General features: G+C 72.6%; 12 protein-coding genes and 1 pseudogene. 12 read left to right on the top strand and 1 reads right to left on the bottom strand.

Annotation, left to right across the window (positions count from 1 at the left end):
- Together DMH08_RS40290 and DMH08_RS42835 are read left to right on the top strand one after the other, a co-directional pair.
- Nucleotides 1-420: hypothetical protein (locus DMH08_RS40290; RefSeq protein ID WP_158642382.1), on the top strand; the 420-nt coding region annotated here is incomplete at its 5' end.
- An 838-nt stretch (nt 421-1,258) separates the two neighbouring features.
- Nucleotides 1,259-1,879: pseudogene (locus DMH08_RS42835) on the top strand (serine/threonine-protein kinase); the annotation flags it as partial.
- 35 nt (nt 1,880-1,914) lie between these two features.
- Here the strand turns inward: DMH08_RS42835 and DMH08_RS41850 are convergent.
- Nucleotides 1,915-2,160, bottom strand: a complete 246-nt coding sequence (locus DMH08_RS41850) for a hypothetical protein (protein WP_233617765.1) — start codon at nt 2,158-2,160, stop codon at nt 1,915-1,917.
- 734 nt (nt 2,161-2,894) lie between these two features.
- Between DMH08_RS41850 and DMH08_RS23750 the strand changes: the two genes are divergently transcribed.
- The 10 genes from DMH08_RS23750 to DMH08_RS23795 all read left to right on the top strand — a co-directional run bounded on the left by DMH08_RS23750 (nt 2,895) and on the right by DMH08_RS23795 (nt 16,954).
- Nucleotides 2,895-4,274: a hypothetical protein gene (locus DMH08_RS23750; protein WP_125617817.1), complete on the top strand. Its 1,380-nt coding sequence runs from the start codon at nt 2,895-2,897 to the stop codon at nt 4,272-4,274.
- Between the two features lie 48 nt (nt 4,275-4,322).
- Complete coding sequence (locus tag DMH08_RS23755; RefSeq protein ID WP_125617819.1) at nt 4,323-5,069, top strand: translation initiation factor IF-2; 747 nt, start codon at nt 4,323-4,325, stop codon at nt 5,067-5,069.
- A 56-nt stretch (nt 5,070-5,125) separates the two neighbouring features.
- Nucleotides 5,126-5,809 (top strand): hypothetical protein, encoded by a 684-nt coding sequence (locus tag DMH08_RS23760; RefSeq protein ID WP_125617821.1) that lies wholly within the window; start codon nt 5,126-5,128, stop codon nt 5,807-5,809.
- Nucleotides 5,806-6,843 carry a hypothetical protein gene (locus DMH08_RS23765; RefSeq protein WP_125617823.1) on the top strand — a complete coding sequence of 346 codons (1,038 nt, stop codon included), beginning with the start codon at nt 5,806-5,808 and terminating at the stop codon, nt 6,841-6,843. Before DMH08_RS23760 ends, DMH08_RS23765 begins: the two co-directional genes overlap by 4 nt.
- Nucleotides 6,844-6,934: 91 nt before the next feature.
- Nucleotides 6,935-7,288: a CU044_2847 family protein gene (locus tag DMH08_RS23770; RefSeq protein WP_034516871.1), complete on the top strand. Its 354-nt coding sequence runs from the start codon at nt 6,935-6,937 to the stop codon at nt 7,286-7,288.
- Between the two features lie 5 nt (nt 7,289-7,293).
- Complete coding sequence (locus DMH08_RS23775; RefSeq protein WP_158642383.1) at nt 7,294-8,949, top strand: VMAP-C domain-containing protein; 1,656 nt, start codon at nt 7,294-7,296, stop codon at nt 8,947-8,949.
- Nucleotides 8,949-9,908 carry an AAA family ATPase gene (locus tag DMH08_RS23780; protein WP_026401379.1) on the top strand — a complete coding sequence of 320 codons (960 nt, stop codon included), beginning with the start codon at nt 8,949-8,951 and terminating at the stop codon, nt 9,906-9,908. The genes DMH08_RS23775 and DMH08_RS23780 overlap by 1 nt, the downstream gene beginning before the upstream one ends.
- A complete protein-coding gene (locus DMH08_RS23785) occupies nt 9,901-15,075 on the top strand; it encodes an SAV_2336 N-terminal domain-related protein (RefSeq protein WP_125617827.1) in 5,175 nt (1,724 codons plus the stop codon). The genes DMH08_RS23780 and DMH08_RS23785 overlap by 8 nt, the downstream gene beginning before the upstream one ends.
- Before the next feature lie 48 nt (nt 15,076-15,123).
- Nucleotides 15,124-15,699, top strand: a complete 576-nt coding sequence (locus DMH08_RS23790) for a TetR/AcrR family transcriptional regulator (protein WP_125617829.1) — start codon at nt 15,124-15,126, stop codon at nt 15,697-15,699.
- Nucleotides 15,700-15,772: 73 nt separating this feature from the next.
- A complete protein-coding gene (locus DMH08_RS23795; protein ID WP_125617831.1) occupies nt 15,773-16,954 on the top strand; it encodes a Cmx/CmrA family chloramphenicol efflux MFS transporter in 1,182 nt (393 codons plus the stop codon).
- Nucleotides 16,955-17,087 lie beyond the last annotated feature (133 nt).

Genomic DNA, 17,087 nt, shown 5'->3' on the forward strand with positions numbered 1-17,087 from the left:
GCGCCCGCCCCCTCCGCCGTCCCGACCGCCCGGCTGTACAAGACCGTCCTCGACCGGTACCGCGAGTACCAGAAGGTCTACAAGCAGGCGTACGAGAAGAACGACCCGTCCCGCCTCGCGTCCGTCGCCCTGGACCCGCTCCTCACGCAGGTCACCGACGACATCGAGGCGACCCGGGCCGAAGGCGAGATCTGGCGGTTCACGAACACCCACAACCCCCGCGTCTACGCCAAGTCGACCGACAGCACCAAGGTGTACGTCATCGACTGCATCCGGACCCTTGCCGGCTACCGCTACTCGGCCACCACCGGCGAACGCCTCGGCGGCGGCCCCGGCGACGCGTACCTCTACCGCTCGACCGTCCAGTGGGACTCCGGAACCTGGAAGGTCGCCGCGTCCGTCCGGGACCGCGCATGCTGATCCCCCGCGCCGTCCCGCCCCGCTCCGCCACCACCACCGCCACGTCCGACGAAGGACACGCGATGCCTCCACACCGACCGTCCCGCCGCCCGCTCCGCCGGCGCCGCACCGCCACGACCGTCCTCACCGCCACAGCCCTCACCACCCCGGCTCTAGCAGCTCTGCCCGCTTACGCTGCGCCATGTCAGATCTCTCAAAATTTGACCTGTGGTCCGACCCATACGGAGGGCGGCTCAACGAGCGGCGGCGGCAGCTCTGGCAGTGGAGGCAGCAGCGCAGGATCGCTGGCCCCTCCTGACCCGGAGGGGTTGACGGACGATCAAGCCACCGACTTCATTCCGGTTGATGCCGGAGGCCCCGCACCTGCGCCCGCAGTTCCGAGTACGTGGGAACTAGTACAAAGCGCGCTGGACTCGGCCCAGTTCCCGGTGCCACAAGTCCACACAGCACCGAACGGCAAAACTTACGTGCGAGTGCAGACGTCGTTGTGGGTCGACGGTTTCACACAAGTACGAACTGACCCGGTGTCCGCAGGCGACCAGACCGTGGTGGCCACGGCAGTCCCCTCCTCGGTCACGTGGTCGCTGGGCGAGAAGGAACTTGTCTGCGACGACGGGGGCAGCAAGAACACCAATAGCTGCACCTACACTTACCAACGGTCGTCGGCGGGCCAATCCGGCGGGTCCTACAAGATCACAGCGACCATCTCATGGGACGTCAGATGGACCTGCACGGGATCCGACTGCGACGCAGCGGGCGGTGACCTCGGTCAGGAGACCAGGACTTCCGTTCCAACTCCCCTCGTCGTCGGCGAGATCCAGACGAACACAGGAAGTTGATGCCACACCGTCGGAGCCTGCCGGGATACATCGAGGTCGCCGAACTCGGAAAGGGAGCGCAAGGCCAAGTCGTCCTCGCCCGGCATGAGACCGGCGGCGTCCCCGTCGCCATCAAATACCTTGCTCCTCGGCTGCTCACGGATGCCACAGCCCGTGACACGTTCCGCAGCGAGGCCGAGGTTCTCAGACGGGTAACGAACCCGCATGTGGCACGACTCCTTTACTACGTGGAGTAGACCGATGGCGCCGCGATCATCATGGAGGCGGTCCCTGGCCGTTCCCTGCGTCAACTCCTCGACGAGCGAGATGAACCATTAGCGCCCGAGACCGCGCTGGCCGTCCTGAAAGGATCGTTGCTCGGGCTGGCTGCCGCTCACAGCGCTGGCGTCGTGCATCGCGACTACAAGCCCGCGAACGTTCTTGTGCAGGACGACGGTCGGAGCAAGTTGATCGACTTCGGCATCGCGGTCCTCTCCGGCCAGGGAGGTACGAGCGGCACGCCTGCGTACATGGCGCCGGAGCAGTGGCACGGTGAGCCTGCAACATCCGCGACCGACCTCTATGCAGCCACGTGCGTGTTCGTCGAATGCATCACAGGCGAGAGAGTTTTCCGGGCCACTACCATCGACGAGTTGCGAATCAAGCACATCGAGGGTCAGTTTTTGCTGGAACGGGTCCTGAGGCGCTTCATCCCTTGGTCGAGAGAGGGATGGCCACGAATCCATCGGAACGGATCGGGAACGCGGTCGAGTTCGTCGAAGAACTCGAAGACGTCGCCGTCCGGACGTATGGCTCCGACTGGGAACGACGAGGGCTCATCACGCTGGGTGCCCTGGCCACACTCGTCGGTACGGCCGTCCCATTGACCATATTCGCGCACGAACACCTGCTGGCGTCGCATATTCTGCGACTGGGCAACGCCAGTGCTTTGGCCCAGATGCAAACCGCCCCAACCTCAATGATTACGGCTGGAACATCGGCACAGATGACGACGATCCCAAGATGGGGGCGCGCCAGCCATGCTGATGCTCTACAAGACTCCCCCAATCAAAACAGAATCCCTCCCAAAGGGCATCGGGATCGTCGTTGATACGAGCAGCGAAATCAGCAATGAATCACAGCCCTACCTAGAGGATGAGTGCTCCTATCAAAGCCGATGGACTGAAGTACGGACGTTCTCGCTCCCCGGTCCACGCTCCCTGCGACCGGGCCGATACCTGGTGTCTCCGGTTGGTCCAGTGCAGATCGTGAACACCATCGCGGACGGCCGAGAAATTTCGCCGGAATCGGCTGGGGCAATCACGGAGGGGCGGTTGCCGGTGTTGGAGGTGTTGGAGGACGGCTGAGGCGGCGAGGCGCCCGGGGCATCGGGAGGCCGCTGCTATGATCGCCGCCATCGCGCGGGGCCGCGGCACGTCGCTCAGGATCATCGCCGGACGGATCGGCGATCCGCTCTTCTCCCCCGTCTCCCCCGCGCCGCGGCTCGTCGCCGACAATCGCATAGGAGACCGGCCGCCCGGTGGTCCGGTGCGCGGCGCCCGCCGGGTCCGCGGTGGTCTCCGTCCGTCGCACGTCCAGAGTTAGGTTCTCGTGTTGCTCTCCCCTAGGTTCGGCCGTCGTCCTGAGGCAGGCTCGGTGTGGGCGGCCGTGCGGGGGAACCGGCTGTTCTCGGTGGTGCTGCTCGCCGGGGTGCTGCTCCGGGTGACGACGATGCTCGGGTTTCCGCCGGCGCTCTGGTTCAACGACAGTTACGACTTCCTGCGGATCGCGAACGATCCGTTCCCGCACCAGTTGCGGCCGTCCGGGTACGGGTTGTTCCTGTGGTCGCTGAAGCCGTTCCACAGCCTGGCGCTCGTGACGTTCCTGCAGCATGCGGCGGTCGTGGGGATCGCGGTGCTGGGGTACCGGATGCTGGTCCGGGACTTCGGGGTGCGGCGGCACTGGGCGGCGCTGGCGGTGGCGCCGGTCCTGCTGGACGCCTTCCAGATCGAGCTCGAGCATCTGCTGCTGTCGGACACGCTGTTCACGGTCCTAGTGTTCGGGGCGATGCTGGGGCTGGCGTCGGTGACCCGGACGGTCGGGGTGCCACTGTTCGTGATTGTGGTGGTGTTCCTGCTGCTGCGGCGGACGCGGTGGACGGCGGTCGCGGCGCTCGGCGCGGCGTTCGTCCTGCCGCTCGGAAGCTACGCGGCGTGGTACGGGTCGGAGCACGGCCGGGTCGGGATGAGCGGCGTGGACGGGATCTTCCTGTGGGGGCGGACGGCGGCGTTCGCCGACTGCGACGCGCACCGGCCGCCACCGGACCTGGCGCGGCTGTGCCCGTACGGGGCGCCGGACGACCGGCCGGCGTCGTCGCACCAGATCTGGGAGGCGAACTCGCCGACCGGGTGGACGGACGGGGAGCCGTTCCCGGCGGAGACGAACGCGCTGGCGCAGCGGTTCGCGGTGTGGGCGATCATGAACCAGCCGTTCGACTACGCGCGGGTGGTGGCGTACGACTTCTTCGTGCGGACGTTCGCGTGGGAGCGGGACCGGTACCCGACGGTGGGGACGGAGGCGCGGTACCACTTCCCGACGGAGCCGCGGGCGCACCAGGACCTGCCGGTGATCGGCGGCGGGTACCGGACGGAGGTCGTGCGGGAGTACGCGCACGGGTCCGGGGAGACGCGGATCGTGGGCCCGTACGCGGACGTCATGCGCTGGTACCAGGAGCACGTGCGGGTGCCGGGGACGGTGCTGGGCGCGGTGCTGCTGGCGGGCGCGGCGGGGCTGCTGCGGCGGCGGGCGCGCCCGCGGACGTTCCTGTTCTGGGCGTCGGCGGTGACGCTGCTGGCGGTGCCGCCGATCACGGTCGACTTCGACTACCGGTACATGCTGCCCGCGATGCCGTTCGCGTGCTTCGCGGCGGCGGTGGCGTGGGGACGCGGGCGTCCGGCGGGGCCGTCGCGGCGGGACGGGGAGCCGGACGAGCCGGGGACGGCGCGCGCCCGGGACACCGAACCGGCCCGCACCTGAGTACTTGTACGGATATCGCGGACGGTTCCGACCTGCGAGCGTGACGGTGTGCGCCGATTCCTGCTCTTCTCCCTGCCGCCGCTGCTCGCCGTGACGTCCTGCGGGTTCGCGGGCGGGTCGGCCGAGGGCCGGGCGGCCGACGACGCCCGCGCGACGGCCCGGGGGGTCGCGGCGGAGCTGTACGACGCCGCGGACCGGCCCGCGCAGGACATCGGGCATCTCGCGGACGACATCGACGGCGTCGAGGTGCTGCGGGTGCGGCCGGACGGGCGGACCGGCGCGACGATCGTGGTCCGGGTGCCCGGGACGGGGCGGGAGGCGTGGCCGCACGATCAGCAGACCGTCACCGTCCGGCGCTGCTTCGAGTTGCGGCTCACCGAGCGGACCGAGTGGCGGGAGGAACCGGCGGGCGTCGACTGCCCGGCGGGCGCGCCGCTGACGTTCGCGCCATGGCCGGAGGACCCCGAGATCCCGTCCGTGGAGGAGATCGGGAAGGCGCTGCCGCGCGTGCCGGCGGGCGGCACGGTGGACGAGGCGGAGGTGCGGGAGGCCGTCGCGTCCCTCGGCCTCGACCCGCGGATCGAGGTGCGGGTGGGGACGGTCCCGACGGTGGACGGCGTCGTCGGCGTCGTCCTGACCGTCAAGCCGTACTTCGGTGACGCGCTCGACTGCACGGTCGCCCGCGTCGCGCCCGGCGGGACGAACGTGTGGGTGCCGCCGCGCATCCAGCGGATGCCGGGCGAGGCGGGCTGCGACCTGGGCAACGCCGTCTCCCCGCTCCCCCCGCCCCACTGACCCCGGACATCCGCGCGCGGGTCAGCCGCGGCCGTCCGCCCGAACCAGGTCCCTGGGTGGTCGTCGGTACCGTGCGCGCACCGGACGACACCCCCGCACCACACGACCTCCCCACCGCCCCCGAACGCCCGGACGACGGCGAGCCCGGCCCGGCGGCACCGGCCAAGCCCGAGGGGAGCGAGTCCGGCGCTCCGAGCACGGATGACATACCGGGCCGAGGAGACGCGAACGAAAGCCCGTCCGCGTCATTCCCCTCTCTGAGTCCCGAGCAGCTCGCGGACCTGCGACGCACCGAGCAGCGCGCACGGCGCATCGCGGCGGAACACGGTGTGGACGTCGAATTCACCGGTTACCCGATCGACCCCCGCAACGCCGAGGGGCTGGCCGAGGCCCTGGAGGGCACGGCCAGGGACTACCCTTCGGTCTTCCGTGACATGGAGGTCGTGCGGGTAAAGAGCCTCGACGATCTGCGGGCCACCGACCCGAGCGCATCGTCGAACCTCATGGGCCATTCGATGAACGACCGCAAGGGTCCTGCACCGCAGGGACTTTATTTCAATGGGGAAAATTTCGTCGACAAGAAAGCCACGGATGCAGTAGCCCAAGAAAGAACAGAGAAAGGATGGGCCGTTTCCGGCAGCCTTACCGCCAAGGGAACTTTCTACCATGAGTCGGTCACCAGATCGGCAAGAATATTATTGACGATCCGGCGCCGACCAGGGAGTTGGCCGGCAAGTTGAAGAAGGTCGACGTCTCGGTCGACAGCGACTCACTGCACGCAGGTGTCATGTTCGGCGAGAAGGCACTTAAAGAAGGGCTTGGTCGATACGGCGCAAGAAACCCCAGCGAAATGCTTGCCGAGGGGTTCGCCGATCGGAGAATTCATCGACGAACACTTCAAGGAGGCGCAGTGACGACGATTATCCCGCCTGCGAGCATCTGCGACTCGTGCCTCAGGCTCAAGTCGATGCCGAATCCCGAGTCCACTCCGGACGCACGTCACCACCTGTTCGATACCGGCGACACCTTCTACTGCGCCGCTTTCCCGGACGGAATCCCCTACGACATCTACTTCGGCGAGTACGATCATCGGCTCCCCTATCCTGAAGACCAGGGCATCCGGTACGAGTTTCGGCCTGGAAAAGAACGTCTACTCGCGGGTTATGAGAGAGAAGTCCCCCAGGAGAAGCGCAATCGGGATGTCGGCGCGAGCTCCGAGAGCTGGCTGCGGGAGATGGCGGACCTCAAGCGCCGCCGGCTCGGTGTCCTGCACGCGGTGATGGACGCGGCGCGGGTGGTGATCCCCGCGCGCGAGGACGGGTCGCCCGCGGACTACGACCTGGACGACTTCCGCTGGCTTGCCCTGACGACCGGGGACGCCTGGACCGATTGGGACGAGCCCGAGGGTTTCGCGTCCTGGCGCCCGACGACGCTCGAAGAACTCACCCGTCCCGACCTTTCCGGTGTCTTCCTCTACGTCGGTCGAGGCGAACCGCTTCTCCCGACCGACGACATCGCCGCGATCGACCTTCCTCTCTACCGGGCGGTCCGTGCCGGACGCCCCGCGGCCGAGGTCCTGACCCGGCTCCGTAACGCGACCGTGTATGTCGCCCCCGAGGACGGCGGCGGCGTCTTCACTTCACCGCTGGCGCTGCAGGCGGCGACCGGGCATGCGACCTGGCGGAGTGTGGGCGGGGTCGAAGTTTCGGCAGCCGCGGGTGCTGAGTTCGTCTTGGATCCGGGTCATCCGCACGAGATGGCGCTTCGGGTCTAAGTGCTTTCGGGGATGGGCGGGGGGAGTTCACTGAGCTGCCTGAGGTCCTTTCGGGGGCTTGTTAGATTGAAGGAAACGAGAGGATCCCCCCTTGAACCAACTGGTGCGCTGGGAGACGTCCAACGGGAGCGTCGTCGTCGAGATGGACGATGACGAGCCGGGTTTCGAGTCGGTGTCGCGGAGCGACGGGATCCTGCGGGACGCGGGCGCCAAGTTCGAGGACGCCCTGCACAGCGTGCGGGACGCGGCCGAGTCGGCGCTCGCGACGCTGCGGAACGGGGATCTGAGGCCGGACGTCCTGGAGTTGGAGTTCGGCGTCAAGTTGAACGCGGAGGCGGGCGCCGTCATCGCGAAGACGTCCGTCGAGGGGCAGCTCAAGGTCCGGATGACGTGGGGACGGACGGACGACGCGGTGCCCCCGGGAGACGACGACGAGGGGGCGTAGCCGCCGTGGCGGACGTGGAGTGGCGCGCCTGGGTCGGGGACGCGGCCGGCGAGAAGCTCGGCGCGGCGTTCCTGGTCACCCGGACGCGGCTGCTGACCTGCGCGCACACGGTGCACGGGCGGGACGAGGCGCGGGTCGGGTTCCCCGGGTTCGCGGAGGGGCTGCCGGTGAAGGTCGTCCGGTGCGGCGACTGGGCGCGCGCCGGGGATCCGGGTGATGTCGCGCTCCTCGAGCTGGCCGAGCCGGTCCCGCTGGAGCCGGCGGCGTTCGCCGACCCGGTGCGGCTGCGCACGGACGGGACGTCCGGGCGCCGGTTCGGCGTGTGCGGGTTCCCGCGGCGCCGCGACGCGGGCGAGCGGCACGCGACCGTGACGACGGATCCGGGCTGGTCGATGCAGCGGGAGTGGTGGGAGATCCGCACCGGTGCGGGCGACGTCCTCGAGGAGGGGTACAGCGGCTCGGCGGTCTGCGACACGGCGTCGGGCGAGGTCATCGGCATGGTGACGAACGCCGAGCGGAGGAGCGGCGCCGACCGGGGGTGGATGCTGCCGATCACTCGGATCCGTCGCTACTGGGAGGAACTGGACGATCTGCTGCCGCTGCCGTGGCTGACCGCGCCCGCCCGCCGGGAGCTGCGGGACGTGCTCGCGGGGGTGCCGTGCGGAGAGGCGCTGCGGGCCGATGTGGCCGGGGTGGCGGGGCGCCCGCCGGTGGAGGCGTTCCGGTCGGCGTGGGACGCGGTCCGGTTCGTCGCGGAGGGCTGGCCGGAGGACCGGCTGGCCAGGTTCCTCGGGCTGCTCGGCGGGCGGCTGGCCGAGCCCCGGCGGCGCGCGCTCGGCGCCTGGACGTCCCGGCACCTTCCGGCGTCCCCGCCCCCGGACGGGACGGCGCCCGCGTCGGTCATCGTGCGGCTGGAGCGGCAGGCGTTCGACTTCGACCTGACCGTGCAGACCTGGGCGGACGGGGCCGTCGGGGCGTCCCGCCATGTCGCGGGGGTCCCGGAGAAGGGCGTGCGGCGCGCGGTCGAGGCGGCCGTGGCGGAGGTGGCGCCCGCGCTGTTCGGCCGCGAATGGATGATCGAGTTCGCGGTGCCGGAGGGCTGGCTGGGCAAGCCGTTCGAGGAGTGGCACCTCGACTCCGGCAAGAACATCAGGATGCGCCGGTATCCGGTGGTGGTGCGGGACGTGGAGCGGCTGCGGCCCGACTCGTTCCGCCGCGACCAGGCGCACCACCGGTGGCGGGTGCTGGCCGAGCGGGGGCGGGCCGAGCCGGAGCCGGTCGCGTGCGACACGCCGCGCAGGGGCAGCCACTTCGAGGACCGGCTCGAGGCGAACCCGCACTACTGCGTGCTCGTCTACGGGACGCGGCCGGTGAAGCCGTGGCTGACCGCCGCGCTGAACAACGGCATCCCGGTGATGCTGTGGCCGCGGACGGCCTGCGACGACGCGTCGCACGACGGCTGCCGGGGGCACCGGCTCTCCGGCGACCTCGCGTCGGCCGTCCGCGGGCGGCCTCCCGGCGACCTGCCGCGCGTCGCGCTGGAACTGCGCCGGAAGGCGCTCGTCGCGCCGAAGGACGAGCCGCACTGCGGCCGCGACCTGACGATGCTGTGGGACGACCCGTCCCGGCTCCCCGACCCGCCGCTCGCGATGGAGGCGTAGTGCCCGACTGGCTGCTGTACACCGGGAGCCGCGAACCGCACGACGGCATCGACCGGCTGCCCGATCCGCCGCCGTGGCGCGCGTTCGGCGGCGGCCCCGTCGTCCCGGTTCCGGACGGCGGCTCCGGCAACGCGCACCAGGCGACGACGTACCGTCCGTCGGACGACGCGGTGCAGCAGGTGAACGCGGCGCTGTACCTGCGCCGCCCGCTGCTGGTGACGGGCCCGCCCGGCACCGGCAAGTCGACGCTGGCGTACGCGGTGGCGCACGAGCTCGGTCTCGGGCCCGTCCTGCACTGGCCCATCACGTCGCGGACGACGCTGCGCGACGGGCTGTACCAGTACGACCCGCTGACCCGGCTGTACGCGGCGAGCCGCGTCCCGTCGGACGACGACATCGGCCGCTTCATCCGGCTCGGCCCGCTCGGCACCGCCCTGCTGCCGTACGGGCGTCCGCGGGTGCTGCTGGTCGACGAGATCGACAAGAGCGACATCGACCTGCCGAACGACCTCCTCACGATCTTCGAGAAGGGCGAGTACGAGATCCCCGAGCTGGCCCGGCGCGCCGCCCCGGACGCCGAGGTGATGACGGCCGACGGCTCGACCGTCGCGATCGGCCGCGGGGCCGTCCGGTGCCGCGCGTTCCCGTTCGTGGTGCTGACCAGCAACGGCGAGCGGGAGTTCCCGCCCGCGTTCCTGCGCCGCTGCGTCACCGTCGAGCTGCGGCAGCCCGCGGGCGAGGCCGAGCTCGCGGCGATCGTCCGCGAGCATCTGGGGCCGCTCGCCGACCGCAGCGACGACCTGGTGCGGCGGTTCCTCGAACGGTCGTCGGCCGGGACCCTCGCGACGGACCAGCTCCTCAACGCCGTCTACCTGTGCCGGCACGCCGACGGGGAGGACCGGCGGGCGCTCGCCGACCGCATCATGCCGTACCTGACGGCGCCGATGGACGATGAGTGACATCGAGCGGCTGCGCGCCGTCCTCGCCGCGACGGGCCCGCCGCCGGACGCGCGGGAGCTGAGCGAGCTGCTGTGGCTCGCCTGCCGGATCGGCGGGGACGATCCGGCGGCGGAGCCCGCCGCGCCCGCCGCGCCGGAGCGGGCGCCCGTCGGTCCGGTCGAGGCGGCCGCGTGCCCGCCGCGCGTCCGTCCGGACGTCCGGGAGGGCACCGCCGGGCCGCCGCGGCCCGCCCCGGACGTCCCGCTCCACCCGCTGCCCGCCGCTCCCCCGCCCGCCCGGACGGACGCGGGCGCCGAAGAGGTCCTCGTCCCGACGGCGCCCATGCTGGCGGACCCGCGCGGCCTGCAGCGGGCGCTGCGCCCGCTGAAGCGGCGCGTCCCGTCCCCGCGCCGCCGCGAACTCGACGAGGACGCGACCGCCGCGCGCATCGCCGACTCCGGGCTGTGGGCGCCCGTCCTCGTGCCCGCCCCCGAGCGGTGGCTGACGCTCGACCTCGTCGTCGACACCGGGCCGACGATGCGGCTGTGGCGCCCCCTCGCCCGCGAACTCGCCGAGACCCTCGTGCGGCAGGGCGCGTTCCGGAACGTGCACGTCTCGTACCTGCGCGGCGGCCGGGTGTCGGGCGGGCCGGGCGCCCCGCCGCGGGCGCCGGGCACGCTCCTGCACCCGTCCGGACGCCACGCGGTGCTCGTCCTCAGCGACTGCTCGGGCCCGCACTGGTGGGACGGGCGCGCGGCGCGCGCCGTCCGGCGCTGGGCGCGGACCGGGCCGACCGCGATCCTGCAGCCGCTCCCGGAGCGCATGTGGCGGCGGACGGCCGCGCCGACGACGCCCGGCACCGCGCACCCGCCGCGTCCGGGCGCGCCGAACACCGACCTCCGGTTCGTCCCGTACGACGGGGACGCGGCCGGCGTGCCCGTGCCGGTGCTGGAGGTCGCGCCGCGCTGGTTCGCGGCGTGGGCCGACCTGGTGGCGGGGGCGGGGCCGCGGCCGGTCGCCGCCGCGCTGCCGCAGCCGTCCCGCCCGTCCGGTCCGGCGCCCGTCGAGCGGGAGCGCGACCTGCCGGTGGACGAACGCGTCCGCCGGTTCCTCGCGACGGCGTCCCCGACCGCCGCGGAGCTCGCCGCGCACGTCGCGGTGTCGGTGCCGTCCCTGCCGGTCATGCGGCTGATCCAGCACCGGGTGCTGGGCGGCGCCGGGCCGGGGCAGCTCGCCGAGGTGCTGCTGAGCGGGCTGCTGCGGCCCGTCGACGACCTGCACTACGCGTTCGTCCCGGGGGCGCGGGAGGCGCTTCTCGACACCCTGCCGCGTCCCGAGGCGCAGCACACGCGGCACGTCCTGGAGGCGGTGTCGGCGGAGATCGAGCGCCGCGCGGGGACGGGCGCCGAGGTGTTCCGCGCGCTCGTCCCGTCGTCCGGGGGCCGGGTGCGGCTCGTCGCCGACACCGGGCACTTCGCGGTCGTGTCGCCGCGGACCCGCGCGAGCCTTCCACCCGCCCCGTCCGTCCCGCCCGTCCCGCCCGCACCGTCCGTCGGGCGGGCGCCGCTGGACTACTTCGAGCTGCTGGATGCGCCGCCGGACGAGCTGATCGGCGGGGAGCGGGCCGGACGCTGGGACCCCGTCCCCTTCGGTGCGCAAGACCCGGGCCCGCCCGTCGGCGTGGACCCGCTGGCCGATGGCGGCGGGCACCACCTCGCGATTATGGGCCCGCGAGCGCTCCGCGACCGCTGGCTCCGCACGCTCGTCTTCAGCCTCGCCCTCCACCACCCCCCGAGCAGAGTCGAGTTCGCGTTCGTCGCCCCCTTCGGCGGCGCGTCCTTCACGGGTCTCGGCACACTGCCGCACGTGGCGGCGCGTGTCCATGCCGCGTCCCCCGATTCCGCGATCCTCGACGGGCTCGAACCGGCTCTCGATGCCGAACTGCGCCGCCGGGAGGGCTCCCTCCGCGAAGCCGGAACGCGCACCTGGCTCGACTACTGGGCCGATATCGAGCCGGGCTCGCCGCGCCCCCCGCTGCCCGCCCTCGTCGTCGTCCTCAACGACACCGAGCCCCTGTTCGGGCACCGGCCCGCACTGCGCGACTTCCTCGCGGTTCGGAGCGACCGCGCCCTCGCCGCCGGCATCCGCTTCGTCTTCTGCACGGAGTCCCTTCCCGCCCTGGGAAGACCTGCTGGCATGGCCCTGCTCGCCCCGGCCACGGGCGAAAGCGACGACGGGTTCGCGTCCCTCTACAGACCGCACGCGGGCCGCTCGGTCCGGATCCGCCCGGGAGTCGTCTCGCCGGACGCGATGGCGCCGCTCGTAGAAGCGATGGCGCCCGTCTACCCGCCTGCCCGCCTGCTGCCCTGGCCGTCCGTCGCCGACCCCGGCGACGGGGCGCCGGGCACGTCCGCGCCACCGGACGAGGAGCAGGCAGGCTCGGCGGAACGGCTCCGCGCCACCATCGCCGCGCGGCTCCGAAAGATCGCCCGAACACTCGACCATCTGTCGCAGACCGAGTCGGAAGCCCGCCGCCAGCTTGACCGAACGGCGAACCTGTTCACCCGGCCGCTGCCGTCCCCGCCTCCGGAGCGGTCGTCCGCGCTCGCGCTCCGCCTGGTGCACCTCGAACGCGGCATCCGGGCGGCCGGCGACTGGACGGACCGAGCCCGAGACGTCGACACCCTCGAAACGGAGGCCGCTGCGGCGGTGCGGGCCGCGGAGGAGACGATCGGTGCCGTCCAGGCGTCGAGGGCGCGGCTCGACGCCCTGCGCAGCTGGCTGGTCGCCGTCCGAACCGCGGCCGCCCAGCGGAACCTGGCCGAGGAAACACTGACGACCGTGCTGGACTCGAAGGCGTACGACCTGCTGCACACTGCCCCGTACGACCTAGAGCAGGCGGCCGCAGTGGTGACGGCCTATGAGCAGGCCATTTCCTTGGCCCCTCGGGTGACATTCACCGATTCGGGTCCCCGTTCTCCCGATACGCGTACGGCTGAAGGACCTGCGGTCGAATCCGATCCCCTTTCGGCCGGCCTCCACTCGGGCGAGGTGAGCGGGCCGGTCGTCGGCTTCGACGAGGACGGCGACGCCGTCTCGCCCTACCCGCTCGGCCTCGGACAGGAGGCGCGACACGGACTGATCGTGGGCGACTCCAGGTCCCGGCGGCGAATGCTCCGCACGCTCGCGCTGGAGATCGCGGCGACGAGCGCGCCCGAGAACGTCTCGTTCGTCTTCGGCGGTCTGGGCGAGCATCCGCTGGGCGAGCCGCTCGACCTCCCGCACGTCCTGTACGAGGGTGCGGAGCTGCTCAGACGCCCGGACGAGCTGCAAGGGTTCCTGGAACTGCTGTCCGATGATTTGCTGACCAGGGACGGCAACGGCCGCACGTCCGTGTTCGTCTTCATCGACACGCCGGTGTCGCTGCCGCCCGGCCGTCCCGAGGTCGGCGACGCCCTCCTCAAGCTCGCCCGGCTGGGCCGGAGCCACGGAGTGGCGCTGGTACTCGCTTCCGGGACGGTCGAGAGCGGCGGCGTTTGGGACCGGCTCATACCGCTGCTGGAGTGGCGCATCGCGACCAGTCCCCTTCCACCCGCCGTCCTGTTCCAGGTCCTCGGCCGCGGCGGTGTGAGGTTCGACACCGGCTGGAACGCGTACTTGCGGCCCGCCGACGGGCCGGTATGCCAGTTCACCATGGCCCCGGAGCCCTCCCCGGAGGAGTTGGAGGCGTTTCTGTACCGGATGCGCCTCCAACCGCCCTCGCTGGAGGAGACCTCGCCGGAGGAGACCTCGCCCCCCGTCAGACCGGCGCCGTCCCCCCCGCCTCCGCCGGGCCAGTACACGATCCTGGCGTGCGACGTCCAGGCGTTCGCCGGGCGCACCACGGTGCGGCGGCAGGACGCGTGGGCGATGACGCGGGACGTCCTGCAGCAGGGGCTGGACGCGAGCCTGGAGGCGACCGGGGTGCGGCTCGACGACTGCTACTGGGAGGACCGCGGCGACGGAGTCCTGGTGCTGCTGCCCCCGGGCGGCGGCACGGACGCGCTGCTGTCGTCGGTATTGGACACGCTGGCCGCCGCGCTGTGGCACCACAACGAGGCCGCGGCGGACGGCGCCCGCGTCCGGTTGCGGGTCGCGGTGCACGCCGGGGAAGTCCGCCACGACGGGCTCGGGGTCGTGGGCTTCGCCCTGAACCACGCGTTCCGGCTGCTGGACGCGCGGGCGACCCGGGACAGACTCGACGGGCCCGGAACCCTGCTGGCCGTGATCGTGTCGCAGCGCGTCTACGAGGACGTCGTGCGGCACGGCCCGGAGTCGGTCGCGCCGAACGAGTACCTGCGGGTCGACGTCCCGATGCGCGAGACCGACGAGAGGGCGTGGATCCGGACCCTCGGGTGGGAGGACGTTCTCGGCATTCGCGCCGGACGGGCGCGGCCGCCTACGCTCATCGGCGCCGCCCTCGCGGCGCCCCCGCCCGGCGTGGGGCTCCCGGCGGTGGCGCTGCCCGCGCGGGTGGGGGTCGGCGAGCTGCCCGCGCCCGCGGACGGGCGCGTGCCGATCGGGGTGCGGAACGCGGACCTCGACCCCGTCCTCCTGGACTTCGACGCGGATCCGCATCTGCTGCTCGTGGGGACGCCCAGCGCGGGGCGCAGCAACCTGATGCGGCTGATCGCGGACGGGCTCGGGGCACCGGGCACCGGCCGGGAGCGGGCCGTGTTCGTCGTCGACCCGCGCGGTCTGCTGGAGGAGCTGGCGACCGGGTCCGGGCTGGGCGCGCCCGTCGGCCCCGGGGTCCGGTACTCGGATTCGGCCGACGATCTCGCCGACATCCTGGCCGAGGCCGCCGCGGCCGGGGCCGCGGGTAAGGAGACCTTCCTGCTGGCCATGGACCCGGACGGCGCGGGGCACGCCGCGGCCCTCCGCTCCGCGCTCGATGAGGCGCCGGCCGGGCCGCACCTCGTGCTCGGGCTGGCGGACCGCCGGTCCGGCGGGGCGATGCGGCCCGTCGTCTCCCGGCTGTACGCCCTGGACGCGCCCGCGATCCTGCTGGGGCACTGCAGTGGGGCGGTCGCGGAGCTGTACGGCGCCGTGTCGCCTTTCGACGGCGCGCCTCCCGGCCGCGGGGTGCTGGTGCGCCGCCGCGAGCGGACCAGGATCCAGGTGGCGGACGTGGCGCCGCGGCGGTAGCGGAACCGTTTTGGATCGTCCTGTCCATAACGTGCTACGCTCCCCCGCATGCCACGACCGCGGATGTTCGACGAGGGCCGGGCCGTCGAGGCGGCCATGCGGGCGTTCTGGACGAGCGGGTACGACGGGACGTCGACCCAGGAGCTGTGCGAGGCGACGGGGCTCGGGCGCAGCAGCATCTACAACACGTTCGCGAGCAAGCACGAGCTGTTCGAGAAGGCGCTCGCCCGGTACATGGAGCTCAAGACGGGCGGGCTGGTCGAGGTGCTGGAGGACACCGGACGGCCGGTGCGGGAGCGGCTGCGCACGGTGCTGGAGGGCGCCGCCGAGACCGACGGCGCGGAACCGGCCGGCTGCCTGGTCGTGAACTCGATGGTCGAGCTCGCGCCCAGGGACGCGGGGATCGCGGCGGCGATCGCCCGGGACAAGCGGCGGCGGCTGGACGCGCTGGAGGCGGCGATCGCGACGGGCATGGCCGCGGGCGAGATCGACGCCGGCAAGGACGCGGCGGTGCTCGCGGAGTTCGTCGCGGCGACGGTCGGGGGGATCCGCGTGGCGGCGCGGGGCGGGACCGACCGGGCGACCCTGCGGGCCGTCGCGGCGACGGCGCTGGACGCGATCTGAGGACGGGCGGCCGGAGCGGCCGCCTTTTTCACGGCACAGTTTTGGACTGATCTATTCAGAATGGAGGGCGGTCATGCGACCGGCCGTGTACGTGCTGGGCGGGGCGATCTTCGCGCAGGGGACGTCGGAGTTGATGCTCGCGGGGCTGCTGCCCGCGATGGCGGACGACCTGGGGGTGTCGGTCCCGGACGCGGGGCTGCTGATCTCGGCGTTCGCGGTCGGGATGCTGGTGGGGGCGCCGGTGCTGGCCGTCCTGACGATGCGGTGGCCGCACCGGCGGGCGCTGCTGGCGTTCCTCGCCCTGTTCGCGCTCGCGCACGTGGTGGGGGCGCTGACGCCCGGGTACTGGGTGCTGCTCGGGACGCGGGTGGTGGGCGCGTTCGTCTACGCGGGGTTCTGGGCGGTGGCGGCGGCGACGGCCCTGGAGCTGGTGCCGGAGAGCGCGCGGGGCCGGGCGATGAGCGTCGTCGCGGGCGGGCTGACGGTCGCGACGATCGTGGGGCTCCCGGCCGGGACGGTCGTGGGGCAGCAGCTCGGGTGGCGCGCGGCGTTCTGGGCGGTCGCGCTGATGTCGGTGGTCGCGATGGCGGGGATCGCCGCGACGGTCCCGGGCGGGCGCGCGGCGGGCGCGGCGCCGCGGGTGCGCGACCAGGTGCGCGCCCTGGGCGTCCCGCGGCTGTGGCTCGCGTTCGCGACGACGTCGCTGGCGACGGGCGGGCTGCTGGTGACGTTCGGCTACCTGGGCGCGATGCTGGCGGACGCGACCGGGATCGCGGAGGCGTGGGTGCCCGGCGTCCTCGCGCTGTACGGGGCTGGCGCGATGATCGGGATCACGGTCGGGGGCAGGACGGCGGACGCGCGGACGGTGCCGACGCTGTACGCGGGGTTCGCCGGGCTGGTCGCGGTGTCGGCGGCGCTGGCGCTGGTGCTGGAGTCGCCGGTCCCCACCGTCGCGCTGGTGTTCCTGCTGGGCTTCTTCGGGTTCGCGACGAACCCGGCGCTGAACACGCGGGCGTTCGGGATGGTGGACGGTGCGGCGACGCTCGTCGCGGCCGGGAACGTCGTCGCGTTCAACGTCGGGATCATGGTGGGCCCGTGGCTGGGCGGGCTCGCGATCGGCGACGGCGGCGGGTACGCGTCCGCGGCATGGATCGGCGCCGGGCTGGGAGTCCTGGCGCTGGGGGCGGTCGCGCTGGGGCAGGCGCGCCGGGGCGCCGGCGTCGCCGAGCCGGAGCGGGCGCCCGTCCGCGTCTGATCAGTGGCACGGTGAACCACGAGAAGCCGTTCGTCCGGGCGAGGGCAACTTCCGGTGCTGCCGGCATGACCCGGGCACCGGTCCGGACGCGGGCGGGCCCGGGGCGCCGCGCAGGGGGTCGCGGCGCCCCGGG

The sequence above is a fragment of the Actinomadura sp. WAC 06369 genome (assembly GCF_003947565.1).
In the GTDB taxonomy this organism is placed as follows: Bacteria; Actinomycetota; Actinomycetes; order Streptosporangiales; family Streptosporangiaceae; genus Spirillospora; species Spirillospora rifamycini.